The following is a 12,600-nucleotide window of genomic DNA, read 5'->3' as shown; positions in this document are numbered from 1 at the left end:
GTCAGGCCACCCTTTGGCCGTCTTGGCCGAAGTACCGGCAATGTGCCGGGTTCATGTAAAAGCTGTGGTCCTCGCCCACCTGATAGGGATGCACACCCGCAGCCAGCGATACCCATGCGTCCTCGCCATGCTGGAAATGCGCGCTGGAATCCGAGCCCGACAGCTCGGTCACGATCACCCGCCCGGTCAGTTCTACATCGGCATCCGTGGTGCGGAACGGCGTCACCCGATGGGGTCGCACGGCGACCATGTAATCTCCGTCGGCCATGTCGGCGACAGCCCAGCCGCCGCCGCCAGCAAGTTGCGCCTGCGCGCCTGAAACAGTAATGCGGGCCACGTTGATCGGCGGGTCCGAGAACACGCGCGCCGCAGCGATGTTTTCAGGGTTGCGATAGATGTCGGCGGTAGGTCCGAACTGAGTGACGCGGCCGTCTTCCATCAGCGCGGTGTAGCCGCCCAGCAGCAGGGCCTCTTCGGGTTCGGATGTGGCATAGACCACCACAGCCCCGCGGCCTGCGAACAGGTCCGGCAGTTGCTCACGCAGTTCCTCGCGCAGCTTGTAGTCGAGGTTCGCCAGCGGTTCGTCCAGAAACACCGCACGGCTTTCCTTGGCTATGGCGCGGGCCAGCGCGGTTCGTTGTTGTTGACCACCCGACAGCTCATGCGGGCGGCGGTGCAACATCGGGCGCAATTGCAGCAGGTCTGCGGCCTCTTCGACGCGGCCTTCGACCTCGGATTGCGCCATGCCGGCAACGCGCAGCGGCGAAGCAATGTTGTCGAATACGGTCATATGTGGGTAGTTCACAAAGAACTGGTGCACCAGGCTGATCTGCCGCTTTTGCGTGTTCAGCCGGGTCACGTCCTGCCCATCCATCAGAACCTTGCCCGAGGCGATCGGGTCCAGCCCGGCCATCATCTTGATCAGAGAGGTCTTGCCCGATCCCGTCGCGCCCAGCAGCACATTGAAGTGGCCGGTCTGCAGCGTCAGGTTCGTGGGCTTGATATGGATGACATTGCCAACCCGTTTGGTGGCGTTTTGTAGTTCGATCATGTCCGTGGGTTCCGGTCCTTCAGTGCATCGCACTGGTCTTTTGGGGCGGGGATGCCGCAAACGGCACCCCCGGTTTTCACGGCGTTACTGAGACTGCCAGCGCTGAACCAGTTCGTCATAGTTGACGGTTTGGCCCTGCGGCTTTTCGTTCTCCAGCTTGGCCTTGGGCGAACCCGCTTTTTCCAGCCAGAAGGCAGGATCCTGCGGTTCGTTCAGACGCGGGCCACAGCCACCGTAGACACCGGCGCTTTCATCCGCGGCCTGCATACGGGCCATGGTGATGTCCATCTCTTCGGCCAGACGGTCCATCGCCTCTTGCGGGGTGAAGGCGCCCGAGTTCACGTCACCGATCTGCTGCCACCAGATCTGGGCCAGCTTCGGATAATCCGGAACGTTGATGCCGGTCGGCGACCATGCCACACGGTCAGGCGAGCGGTAGAACTCGACCAGACCACCCAGCTTGGGCGCGCGTTCGGTGAACGACTCGTGGTTGACCGAGCTGTCGCGGATGAAGGTCAGACCCACATGGGATTTCTTCACATCGACAGTCTTGGACGTCACGAACTGAGCGTATAGCCACGCAGCCTGAGCGCGATCCGCCGGGGTCGATTTCAAGAAGGTCCAGGAGCCCACGTCCTGATAACCGACTTTCTGACCTTCTTCCCAGTAGGGGCCATGCGGGCTGGGCGCCATCCGCCACAGCGGCGTGCCTTCGTCATCCACGGTGTTGTTGCCTTCGGACTTCGGCTTGACCATGTCGGCGGTAAAGGCGGTGTACCAGAAGATTTGCTGGGCCACGTTGCCCTGGCTGAGCGCCGGCAGCGACTGGTAGAAGTCATAAGACGCCGCACCCGGAGGCGCATAGTTCCGCAACCACTCATCCCATTTGCGGATCGCATAGACCGCAGCCGGGCCGTTTGCAGCACCACCGCGCGAGACGGACGCACCAACAGGGTTGCAGGTGCCCGCTTCCATGCGGATGCCCCATTCGTCGACCGGGACGCCGTTCGGCTCGCCCACGTCACCGGCACCGGCCATCGACAACCACGCGTCAGTCATGCGCCAGCCCAGGTCAGGCGCGCGCTTGCCGTAATCCATGTGGCCATAGATCGCGACGCCATCGATTTCCTTCACATCGTTGGTGAAGAATTCGGCGATGTCCTCATAGGCTGACCAGTTGACCGGAACGCCCAAGTCATAGCCGTATTTCTCTTTGAACGCGGCCTTGTTGGCTTCGTCATCGAACCAGTCCTTGCGGAACCAGTACAGGTTCGCGAACTGCTGATCCGGCAGCTGGTACAGCTTGCCGTCCGGGCCGGTGGTGAACTGGATACCCATGAAGTCATCCAGATCCAGCGTCGGCGAGGTTGTCGCCGCCCAGTCACCCCCCATCATGTCGGTTAGCGGATAGGCCAGTTGCAGGCGCGAATGCGTGCCAATCAGGTCACTGTCATTGACATAACCGTCATACAGGTTCCGGCCGGTCTGCAGCTGCGTCTGAACGGCCTGAACCACTTCGCCTTCGCCAAGGATCTGGTGGTTGACCTTGATGCCGGTGATTTCCTCGAACGCCTTGGTCAGAACCTCGGATTCGTACGAGTGGGTCGGGATGCCTTCGGACAGGACGTTGATTTCCATGCCAGCGTAAGGTTGTGCAGCTTCGATGAACCACTGCATTTCGGCCATCTGTTCGTCTTTCGACAGGGTCGATGGCTGGAACTCGTCGTCGATCCAGCGTTGTGCTGCGGCTTCGTCGGCCCAAGCGGACCCGTGCCCCGCAATGACGGCAGCCGCCGCCACTGCGGAAAGTAGATGTCTCCGCATCTGTCTCCTCCCAAAGATTATGGTTTCCGGCGCGAACCGGATGCCGGACAGCATCAGCGATTTCTTGCGTATGTGTCAAACTAAATTTTTAGTAATTGAGTTTCTGTAGGGGGCCGCGACGGCAATGTATCCTCGGTTGTCAATTTGTGAATTCGTTGTAAGCTGCACTCGCGATTACAAAAAATGCCGCTGATTGACGTGGCGCCGATTGGCGAAATTCACTTGGACGTATGAGGATAGGCAATGTCCCAGAGTCTGTTGAAATACACGCGTGTACTGGAAATTGTCGGGGATACGATCAAGGTCAGGGTGCCGTTGGACGGGTCTGCTGATGCAGCAGTTCGGTTCAATGACTTGGCGGTGATCGAGACGGTCGATGGGCATAAAACCCTGGCGCAGGCGATCTTCATCGACCACGACGTGGTGACCTTGCAGGTGTTTTCCGGCACCAAGGGGATCTCGACCGAAGCCACTGCAACCTTCCTTGGTCATCCGATGCAGACGCCTTATTCGGCCAACATTCTGGGCCGCGTGTTCGATGGGGCGGGGGTGGCGATTGATGGCGGGCCGGACCTGTCGTCCGAGCCGCGGATTGATATTGGCGGGCCGACCGTGAACCCGGCCGAACGTGCGGTGCCCAACAAGATGATCCGTACCGATGTGCCGATGATCGATGTGTTCAACACATTGGTCGAAAGCCAGAAAATCCCGATCTTTTCGGTGTCGGGTGAGCCATTCAACGCCTTCCTCAGCCGAATCGGCATTCAGGCCGACGCCGACATCGTGGTGTTTGGCGGGCTGGGGCTGATCTTTGACGACTACCACACGTTCCGGACGTCTTTCGAGGATGCGGGCGTGTTCTCGCGCACGGTGATGTTCGTCAATCAGGCGATGGACCCCTTGGTCGAACGCCTGCTGGTGCCGGACATGGCGCTGGCCGTGGCCGAGAAATTCGCGGTGGAAGAGGGCAAGCGCGTGCTGGTCCTGATGACCGACATGACGGCCTTTGCAGACGCTATGAAAGAGGTGGGTATCAGTCAGGAACGGGTGCCTTCGCAGCGCGGCTATATGGGCGATCTCTACTCGCAACTGGCGCGGCGGTACGAGAAAGCCTGTGATTACGCCAAGGGCGGATCGGTGACGGTGTTGACCGTGACGACGATGCCCGGCAATGACGTGACCCATCCGGTTCCGGACAACACCGGCTATATCACTGAAGGGCAGTTCTATCTGCACTCGGGCGTGATCGACCCATTCGGCAGCCTGTCGCGCCTCAAGCAGAACGTGATCGGCAAGACCACGCGCGAAGATCACGGGCAGATCATGAACACGATGATCCGGTTTTATTCCGAAAGCCGTGATGCTGCACAGAAACAGGCGATGGCGTTTGATTTGTCGGATTATGATCACCAGTTACTGAAATTCGGCGCGCTGTTCCGCAAGCGGTTCATGGACATCAACGTCTCGATCCCGCTGGAGGACGCGCTGGATCTGGGATGGAAAACGCTGGCTGAGTGCTTCCAGCCTGAACAACTGCTGATGAAGCAGGCTCTGGTCGACAAGTATTTCCCGAAGGATACAAATGGCGCGGTTGCAGCTGAATAAATCGTCGCTGGCCCGCCAGCAGACGCAGCTGAAATGCTATGAGCGGTTCCTGCCGTCGCTGGACCTGAAGCGTCAGCAGTTGATGGCGGAACGTGCCAAAGCGCGCGAGGATGTGCGGCGGCTTGAGGAAGAGGTGAAGGAACTGGCCCAGCAGGTCGGGGCCAAGCTGCCGATGCTGGCGCAACAGGGCATCGATCTGGACGGGCTGGTCGAACTCAAGGACTACAAGGTCAAAGAGGTCAACGTCGTGGGTGTGAAAATGCCCGCGCTCGACCGGATCGAGGTTGCTGTCCGACCCTATTCACTGCTGGCCAAACCACATTGGGTCGATGCGGCGGCGCAGTTGCTGCATGACATGATCGAGGCACGCCTGCGGGTCAAAGTGGCAGAGGAGCGGGTGAAGATTTTCGACAAGGCCGTCGCCACGATCACCCAACGCGTCAACCTGTTTGAAAAGGTCCTGATCCCACGCGCCAAGGCCAATATCAAGAAAATCCGCATCTATTTGAGCGATGAGCAGATGCAGTCTGTCGTGCGCTCGAAAATCTCCAAGCGCAAACACGCGCAACAGGCGGTGTCATGAGTGTCGCGCGTCTCAAGAAACTGTCGTTGGTCGGACGCGCCGGGCAGAAGACCCAGACGCTTGAGGCGTTACAGGACTTGGGTTGTATGCACGTGCTGCCGCTGGCTCCGCCTCCGGCTGAACCCGAAAAGATCAGCGAACGTGGCGCAAGAGACGCCTATAAGGCATTGCGTTTCCTGACAGATGTGCCCGAACCACGCCGCCAGATACAACGGGACCTGGATTTTGACATGGACCAGTTCGTCAAGGGCGTGCTGGGCCTGATGCAGCGTACGCGGGATATGACTGACCGGCGGGATTTTCTGGCCCATCGGATCACTCAGGTGCGGCCGTGGGGGGATCTGGACTTCCCGCCCGATGACGTGCTGGCGGGCAATCGACTGTGGTTCTACCAACTGCCGGTAAAGCACCGCGATGCGCTGCCTGGTCTGACGCTGCCCTGGGCCATTCTGGAGCAGGATCACCGGTTCATCTACGCCGTCCTGATTGCTCCGGAAGAACCCGCTGACGACATCCTACCGGTTCCGCGCACTCATACCGGATCGCTGCCCATTCACGAGTTGGAGGCGCAACTGGAAGAAGCCGAGATCGCCATCGAAGCGCTTGAGGCTGAACGGGTTGCTCAGACCCGGTATCTGACGCTGATGCGGCGCAACCTTTCGGTGGCCGAAAGCGCAGCAGAGCTGGCACATGCGACCCAGAAGGTCCGCGACGAAGAGGCGATGTTCGCCCTGCAAGGCTGGGTGCCCGAGGATCGCATTGATGCCGTAATCGAGATGGCCAAAGCCAAGGATGCAGCCGTTCTGATCGAAGAACCGGGGCCGGATGACGCCCCACCCACGTTGTTGGAGCAACCGGAAAAACGCAGTGCTGCCGTTGACTTGGCGCTATTTTATCAAGTGCCCGGCTACAAGGATTGGGACCCAAGCATTATCGTCGCCGTGTCGTTTGCGTTCTTCTTCGCGATGATCGTGGCCGACGCGGGCTATGGGGCTGTCATCCTGCTGGGTCTGCTGCTGTTCTGGAAGCGGATGGGCAGAACGGTCGGGCAAAGATCATGGCGGCTGTATGGTCTGATCATCTCGGGCGCGACGATCATCTACGGCATTCTGGTCGGCAGCTATTTCGGAGTTTCTCCGCCCGATGGGTCAATCTGGGCCAGGCTCAAGCTGCTGGATATGAACAATTTCGGGGCCATGATGATGGTGTCGATTGTCGTCGGTGTTCTGCATCTGGTGCTGGCCAATGCTCTGGCCGCGCGGGCAGCGTGGGGGCAAAGGAAAGCCATCGCCAATCTGGGTTGGATCGCGGCGCTGATTGGTGGGTTTGTCCTGTGGCTCAGCTACATGAAGGGGGATTCCCCGACACCGGGGGCGGCAATTCTGATTGTGGGCGCGGTGGCGATCCTGCTGTTCTCCAGCGAGCGTGTGATCAAGAAGCCCACCGACTGGATTTGGCGCCTGATCGACGGGGTTCAGGGCCTTGCCGGGGCCATGGGCGCATTCGGAGACGTGCTGAGTTACATGCGCCTGTTCGCGCTGGGGCTGGCCTCGGCATCGCTGGCGATTACCTTCAATGATCTGGCCATGTCGGTGATCCACGCGTTGAAAGGGCCGGGCATCCTGTTCGGTCTTTTGATCCTGATCATCGGCCATATCCTCAACTTCGCCCTCGCGTTGATGAGCGGCGTCGTCCACGGATTGCGTCTCAATTACATCGAATTCTTTAAATGGGGTCTGCCGGATGAAGGCATCGTCTTTCGCCCGTTCGCCCGCAAGGAGGTTCAGGAATGAATGAGCTTGTTCTGACATTGGGTTGGCTGGGGATTTACGCGCCCATGGCGCTGGGCGCGGCCGCAAGCGCCATCGGCTGCTCGATTGCGGGGATGGCCAGTATCGGCGCCATGACCGAAACCGAGGGCGGCTATGGCCGGTTCGTCGGTGTTTCTGCCTTTCCGTCGACCATGGTGATCTATGGCATCGTCATCATGTTCACGCTGAACCGCGACGTGACGCCGGATAACGCGGGCGGGCTGTTCGGGATCGGTATCCTGTCGGGCATCGCGCTGATGTATTGCGGCATCTGGCAGGGCCGGGCCTGTGCGGCAGCGATCAACGCGACTAAGGAGAAGCCTGAAATCTTCGGTCTGTCGCTGGCACCCGCCGCGATCATCGAAGGTTTTGGCGTCTTTGCCTTTGTCTTTGCCCTCGTCATCAGCGCGGGGATCAGCTAATGGCACAGGATGGGATGATTTCGCACGGTGTCGATGCTCTGATCGACAAGCTGCGCAGTGATGGGGTGGCGGCCGGGCAGGCGGATGCCGAGAAACTGCGCGCGGAGGCAAAGGCCGAGGCCGCGAAGATTCTGGCTGATGCCAAACGCGAAGCGGATGCGTATCAGAAAAAGGCCCGCAGCGAATCCGACAATTACCGTGCGGCGGGTGAAGAGGCGCTGAATACCGCCATGCGAGACGCGGTTTTGACCATGAAAGCGGGCCTGACGGATCGGTTTCGCGAAGATGTCGAACGTCTGGTCACCAAGGAAATGGGTGATCCGGAGTTGCTGAAGCAAATGATCCTTGAGGTGGTGGGACGTGCCTCAACTGAAGCCAAGCTGGACGGCAAGGTGCAGGTCATTCTGCCCGCCAAGGTCGCAACGCAGGAAGACATCAAGCAGAACGCTGATGACATTCAATCCGGCAAGCTGACCAAATACGTGCTGGGACTGACCGCAGATATGTTGCGTGAGCAGGTCGAACTGCACGCCTCGGACGATGCGCAGGACGGTATCCGCGTTCGGGCTGAGGATCAGGGTGTGGTGCTGGACCTGACCAACAAGGCCGTCGCCTCGCTGTTGATGGAGCATCTGCAGCCTCGTTTCCGCGCGGTGTTGGAAGGGGTGATCCGGTAGCATGTCGGACCCCGACGCCTATATCGCGCTGATCAGCAGCTTGCCGGGCTCGGAACGGTTGTTTGTTGCCAAACAGCCGCCGCTGTCGCGGTTGCGTCTGGATCGCCGGTTGACCGCGCTGACATCTGAAGATGCGCGTGTTTTGAAGGTGTTGGAGCACGCTCTGAATTGGAGCGATTATGACATGGACGTCACGGACGCTCAGGCCATTGAACGGTGCAAAGAGGCACTGGAAGACATTCCGCAGCCTACCTTGCGAAAGGTATTTGCGGAACGGCTGGACCTTCGCACGGCTGTCGCTGCGCTGCGTCTGCGCCAGCAAGGGGGCAGCCCGCCCACGGCTACCTTTGGAATGGGGCGATGGAGCCGCCACATCCCCGCCAACTGGAGCGACCCGATCTTCAAGCTGGACGGGCCGATGCCCTGGATCAAAGAGGCCAAACAGTTGCTGGATGCGGAAGATCCGCTGGGGCTGGAGCGTTTGCTCTTGTCGGTCAGCCATACGCAGCTGAAAAAGCACGCCGCCCGCCACCTGTTCGATTTCGAAGCCGTGGCGATTTACGTGCTGATCTGGAACATTTTCGATCGCTGGGCGCAAAGCAATGCGCAGGACGCGGCCACACGATTTGAACGTCTGGCACAACAGGCGATGGCCGGTGTTGCCGGGCTAGACTTTGATGGAGCAAGCGCATGACAGCCCCAACCCCCACCACGCAGACCGCCACCGCCCGTGTTGTCTCGGTACAGGAGGGGCTGGTGCAGATTCAGGCCAATCACGATGCTTCGGGGCGGCCTGGGCAGTTGGTCAAGAACGAGGTTGTGTTTATCCTTCCGACACGTCCCGGTCCTGGTGGCCGTCAGGAGCGTTTGAAGGCCGAAGTGCTGCGGGTACGCGGCGACATCGCCGACGTGCAAGTATACGAAAGTACCGACGGCGTGGCTGTGGGCGACCCGGTCGAACAATCGGGGCAGTTGCTGTCGGTTGAGCTGGCACCGGGTTTGCTGGGGCAGGTGTTCGACGGTCTGCAATCGCCGCTGCCCAAGGTGGCAGCCGAATTCGGTACCTTTCTGCCGCGGGGGGCGGACGTGGCCCCGCTGGACACGCAGGCCAAATGGTCGTTCACGCCTTCGGTCAAGGTCGGCGATACGGTCACGGCGGGCGACAGTATCGGAACCGTGCCCGAGGGTCATTTCAACCATAAAATCATGCTGCCGTTTAACTGGGTGGGCGATTACAAGGTGGTTTGGGTGCAAAAGGGCGCCGCTACGATCCACGATATCGTTGCGCGCCTTGAGGATGAGCAGGGGGGCGAACACACACTGACCCTCTCACAGAAATGGCCGGTGCGGCGCCCGTTGCCGGAAAGCATCCTGAAACGCGCGTCGTCCGAGCGGCTTTATCCAACTGAACCGGTTTTGACGTCTCAGCGCCTGATCGACACGTTCTTCCCAATCGCACGCGGGGGGACGGCCTGTATTCCGGGGCCGTTCGGGGCGGGTAAGACAGTGCTGCAAAACCTGATCGCGCGGAACGCAAAGGTGGATATCGTGATCGTCGTGGCCTGCGGTGAACGCGCGGGTGAGGTGGTCGAGACGATTCACGAATTCCCCAAAATGACCGACCCGACCACCGGCGGCAGCCTGATGGACCGGACCATCATCATCTGCAACACGTCCTCGATGCCGGTTGCCGCGCGCGAGGCGTCGATCTTCACCGGCATCACGCTGGGCGAGTATTACCGCCAGATGGGCTATGACGTGCTGTTGATCGCAGACAGCACCAGCCGCTGGGCGCAGGCGATGCGTGAAACCTCTGGCAAACTTGAGGAAATCCCCGGCGAGGAAGGTTTTCCCGCCTATCTGGAAAGCTCGATCAAGGGCCTGTACGAGCGCGCCGGTGCGATGAAAACCAACGATGGCGATCTGGGCAGCCTGACCCTGATCGGCACGGTCTCGCCTGCGGGTGGTAACTTTGATGAGCCGGTCACGCAGTCGACGCTGTCCACGGTGAAATGCTTCCTCGGTCTGTCTTCGGAACGTGCCTACAAGCGGTTCTACCCGGCGGTCGATCCGATGCTTAGCTGGTCGCGCTATACCGATCAGCTTTCGGACTGGTACGACAAGAACGCTGAGCCCGGCTGGACCGGCAAGGTGCGCGATCTGCTGGATTTGATCGAAAAAGGTGAGCAGGTTGATCAGATGATGCAGGTGACCGGTGAAGAGGGTGTCACCATCGAAGATTTCGTGACCCAGCAAAAGGCGCTGTTCGTGGACATGGTCTATCTGCAGCAGGACGCCTTCGACAAGGTCGATGCCACGGTTCCGCTAGAGCGTCAGAAGATGACCTTCAAGCTGGTCTATGACGTGACCCAATCGACGGCGTCATTCGCGGACAAGGCTGAGGTGCGGCAGGTGTTCACACAGCTGACCGGGCTGATGAAGAACTTTCACTATGCAGCAGAAAACACACCGGAATTCAAATCGATCTGGGGGCAGATCACTGATCTGTGCCGCGACAAGCTCGGGGTGTAAGCAGGAAATGGCAGCCCGTAGGGGAATCGAACCCCTCTTTCCAGGTTGAAAACCTGGCGTCCTAACCGATAGACGAACGGGCCATTTGGTCCAAACAAGCACAAGTGGCAGCCCGTAGGGGAATCGAACCCCTCTTTCCAGGTTGAAAACCTGGCGTCCTAACCGATAGACGAACGGGCCACGCTGGCTTGTGGAGGGCCTTTTACGGTTTACCTTGCACCCCCGCAAGCCGAAAAACGCAAGCGTGGGAAAGTTTTTTCACGGGCCTGAAATCGGGTTTAATTTGCTTGCGCCGCATCCTCGAGCCTGAGCTGCACGCTCTGCCGTCCGCCCCATGTGTTCACCTCAAGCCGCCCGGCGAAATGGAACCGTGCGCCGCCGTGGTTGGACAGCTTTTCACCCATCGGCCCGTCAAACGCCCCAAAGGCGATGGCGTCCAGGCCGCCCCCAACACCGTCGGCCAGAGACAGTTTCAGATGAGACTCGCCAACGCGTTTGGCAAAGCGCACCTGCAGGTCGGGCAGGGCGTAGCGCGGGGCAGGGGCGCTGGCCCCGAACGGACCCGCCTTTTCGATCTGTTCGATCAGATCAATCGTGGCCGCGCCCGGCATCAGGGCGCCGTCCAGTTTCAGGTCGGCTGGTCCGCCTTCGCCTGCGCCTTGTTTGGCCAGCAACTCGGTCAAACGCGCCATTGCCGGTTCCAACTGATCCCGCATCACTGTCAGACCCGCCGCCATCTTGTGGCCTCCGCCTTTGACCAGCAGCCCCTCGGACGCCAGCCGCTGGATTGACGCTCCGAGGTCAACGCCAGATACTGATCGGCCCGAGCCTTTGCCCTCATCCCCGTCAAAGCCGATGACAATCGCCGGGCGGTTCGCGTTTTCCTTCAAGCGCGATGCCACGATGCCAACCACGCCTGGATGCCAGCCTTCGCCCGCCGCCCAGACCAAGGGCGCGTCCAATCCCCGTTCCTCGGCCTGTTCCAGCGCGGCCGCGCGCACTGCGTTTTCAATATCGCGACGCTCGGTGTTCAGTTCATCCAGCCGCTGCGACAGCGCCTCGGCCTCGTGCATCGACTCCGTGCTCAGCAACCGCGCCCCCAGATCGGCCTGCCCAATCCGCCCCCCCGCATTCACGCGCGGACCAAGCAGAAAGCCCAGGTGGTAACTGTTGGGCGCCGAGTCCATGCGCGCCACATCGGACAGGGCCACCAGACCAGGTCGTTGCCGCTGCGCCATGACCTTCAACCCCTGACGCACCAGTGCTCGGTTCGCGCCGATCAGCGGCGCGACATCGGCCACGGTCGCCAGCGCCACAAGGTCCAGCAGGGAAATCAAGTCGGGGCCTTTGACACCTGCCTCTCGTAGCTGCCGCCCGGCCTCGACCAGCATCAAAAACACAACACCAGCCGCGCAGAGATACCCAAGATCGCCGCTTTCGTCCTGCCGGTTCGGGTTCACCACGGCGACGCAATCGGGCAGGGTCTCAGCGCCCAGGTGGTGGTCCAACACGATGACGTCCGCGCCCTTGGCGGCCGCGATGGGCTCGTGGCTGAGCGTCCCGCAGTCGACGCAGATGATCAGGTCGTGGTTAGCCGCCAGTTCCTGCATGGCCGGGACGTTCGGGCCATATCCTTCGTCGATCCGGTCGGGAACATAAAGCGTCGCCTGCATGCCCATCTGACGCAACCAGACCAGCAGCAACGCGGCCGAGCTGCCTCCGTCCACGTCATAATCCGCAAAGACCGCGATCCGTTGTTTGTTCCGTGCCGCCGTCAGAAACCGCGTTGCGGCGGTTTCCATGTCTTTCATCGACCGCGGGTCGGGCAGCAGCTCTTTCAACTTGGGCTCAAGAAACCCGTCGGCTTCCATCGCGGGAACGCCGCGCCGTGCCAGAACCTGACATACGGCACGAGGCAGACCCGCCTGCTGCACCAGCATCTCGGTGGCCCGGTCGGTCTCGGCCGAAGGGCCAACCCAACGCCGTCCGTTCAGGGACTGCTCAACCCCCAGAAAACTCAAATCCCTGCCTCCATAGGTCAAGGCCGGACACCAACTGGGCCCGGCCTCTTCATCTTTTTACAAATACTCTCGCC

The 12,600-nt window shown here is 60.5% G+C and carries 10 protein-coding genes and 2 tRNA genes; 7 read left to right on the top strand and 5 right to left on the bottom strand.

Annotated features, from left to right (window positions below):
* Position 1 precedes the first annotated feature (1 nt).
* Together ACR0DO_RS02405 and ACR0DO_RS02400 are read right to left on the bottom strand one after the other, a co-directional pair.
* Positions 2-1,051, bottom strand: coding sequence for an ABC transporter ATP-binding protein (locus ACR0DO_RS02405; protein ID WP_480556470.1), 1,050 nt, complete (start codon positions 1,049-1,051; stop codon positions 2-4).
* 84 nt (positions 1,052-1,135) lie between these two features.
* Positions 1,136-2,875, bottom strand: a complete 1,740-nt coding sequence (locus ACR0DO_RS02400; protein ID WP_170441544.1) for an ABC transporter substrate-binding protein — start codon at positions 2,873-2,875, stop codon at positions 1,136-1,138.
* A 243-nt stretch (positions 2,876-3,118) separates the two neighbouring features.
* Between ACR0DO_RS02400 and ACR0DO_RS02395 the strand changes: the two genes are divergently transcribed.
* Genes ACR0DO_RS02395 through ACR0DO_RS02365 form a run of 7 tightly spaced genes read left to right on the top strand, consistent with a single transcriptional unit; the run spans position 3,119 to position 10,505 of the window.
* Complete coding sequence (locus tag ACR0DO_RS02395; RefSeq protein ID WP_480556468.1) at positions 3,119-4,480, top strand: V-type ATP synthase subunit B; 1,362 nt, start codon at positions 3,119-3,121, stop codon at positions 4,478-4,480.
* The gene (locus tag ACR0DO_RS02390) at positions 4,458-5,063 is read left to right on the top strand and encodes a V-type ATP synthase subunit D (RefSeq protein WP_480556467.1); all 606 of its coding nucleotides are present in this window, start codon (positions 4,458-4,460) and stop codon (positions 5,061-5,063) included. Before ACR0DO_RS02395 ends, ACR0DO_RS02390 begins: the two co-directional genes overlap by 23 nt.
* Complete coding sequence (locus ACR0DO_RS02385; RefSeq protein ID WP_480556466.1) at positions 5,060-6,856, top strand: V-type ATP synthase subunit I; 1,797 nt, start codon at positions 5,060-5,062, stop codon at positions 6,854-6,856. Before ACR0DO_RS02390 ends, ACR0DO_RS02385 begins: the two co-directional genes overlap by 4 nt.
* Positions 6,853-7,296 carry an ATP synthase subunit C gene (locus ACR0DO_RS02380; RefSeq protein WP_170441555.1) on the top strand — a complete coding sequence of 148 codons (444 nt, stop codon included), beginning with the start codon at positions 6,853-6,855 and terminating at the stop codon, positions 7,294-7,296. Before ACR0DO_RS02385 ends, ACR0DO_RS02380 begins: the two co-directional genes overlap by 4 nt.
* A complete protein-coding gene (locus tag ACR0DO_RS02375; RefSeq protein WP_480556464.1) occupies positions 7,296-7,973 on the top strand; it encodes a hypothetical protein in 678 nt (225 codons plus the stop codon). Before ACR0DO_RS02380 ends, ACR0DO_RS02375 begins: the two co-directional genes overlap by 1 nt.
* Position 7,974: 1 nt before the next feature.
* The gene (locus tag ACR0DO_RS02370) at positions 7,975-8,667 is read left to right on the top strand and encodes a hypothetical protein (RefSeq protein WP_480556463.1); all 693 of its coding nucleotides are present in this window, start codon (positions 7,975-7,977) and stop codon (positions 8,665-8,667) included.
* On the top strand, positions 8,664-10,505 hold the full coding sequence (locus tag ACR0DO_RS02365) for a V-type ATP synthase subunit A (protein ID WP_480556461.1): 1,842 nt from the start codon (positions 8,664-8,666) through the stop codon (positions 10,503-10,505). The genes ACR0DO_RS02370 and ACR0DO_RS02365 overlap by 4 nt, the downstream gene beginning before the upstream one ends.
* 8 nt (positions 10,506-10,513) lie before the next feature.
* Here the strand turns inward: ACR0DO_RS02365 and ACR0DO_RS02360 are convergent.
* The 3 genes from ACR0DO_RS02360 to recJ all read right to left on the bottom strand — a co-directional run bounded on the left by ACR0DO_RS02360 (position 10,514) and on the right by recJ (position 12,526).
* Positions 10,514-10,588: transfer RNA gene (locus ACR0DO_RS02360), tRNA-Glu, on the bottom strand.
* A 22-nt stretch (positions 10,589-10,610) separates the two neighbouring features.
* A tRNA-Glu gene (locus ACR0DO_RS02355) sits at positions 10,611-10,685 on the bottom strand.
* A 98-nt stretch (positions 10,686-10,783) separates the two neighbouring features.
* The gene (gene recJ / locus ACR0DO_RS02350) at positions 10,784-12,526 is read right to left on the bottom strand and encodes a single-stranded-DNA-specific exonuclease RecJ (protein ID WP_480556460.1); all 1,743 of its coding nucleotides are present in this window, start codon (positions 12,524-12,526) and stop codon (positions 10,784-10,786) included.
* Positions 12,527-12,600: the final 74 nt, after the last annotated feature.

The organism is Ruegeria sp. AM9, assembly GCF_056540565.1.
Note: the sequence above shows the minus strand (reverse complement) of the source record. Positions and strands in the feature narration are given on the sequence as shown.

What these genes read in the sequence shown, in the direction of transcription:
- ACR0DO_RS02365 (WP_480556461.1), top strand. Translation starts at nt 8,664, where the DNA reads ATGACAGCCCCAACCCCCACCACGCAGACCGCCACCGCCCGTGTTGTC.
- ACR0DO_RS02405 (WP_480556470.1), bottom strand. Translation starts at nt 1,051, where the DNA reads ATGATCGAACTACAAAACGCCACCAAACGGGTTGGCAATGTCATCCAT.
- ACR0DO_RS02385 (WP_480556466.1), top strand. Translation starts at nt 5,060, where the DNA reads ATGAGTGTCGCGCGTCTCAAGAAACTGTCGTTGGTCGGACGCGCCGGG.
- ACR0DO_RS02395 (WP_480556468.1), top strand. Translation starts at nt 3,119, where the DNA reads ATGTCCCAGAGTCTGTTGAAATACACGCGTGTACTGGAAATTGTCGGG.
- ACR0DO_RS02400 (WP_170441544.1), bottom strand. Translation starts at nt 2,875, where the DNA reads ATGCGGAGACATCTACTTTCCGCAGTGGCGGCGGCTGCCGTCATTGCG.
- ACR0DO_RS02380 (WP_170441555.1), top strand. Translation starts at nt 6,853, where the DNA reads ATGAATGAGCTTGTTCTGACATTGGGTTGGCTGGGGATTTACGCGCCC.
- ACR0DO_RS02375 (WP_480556464.1), top strand. Translation starts at nt 7,296, where the DNA reads ATGGCACAGGATGGGATGATTTCGCACGGTGTCGATGCTCTGATCGAC.
- ACR0DO_RS02370 (WP_480556463.1), top strand. Translation starts at nt 7,975, where the DNA reads ATGTCGGACCCCGACGCCTATATCGCGCTGATCAGCAGCTTGCCGGGC.
- ACR0DO_RS02390 (WP_480556467.1), top strand. Translation starts at nt 4,458, where the DNA reads ATGGCGCGGTTGCAGCTGAATAAATCGTCGCTGGCCCGCCAGCAGACG.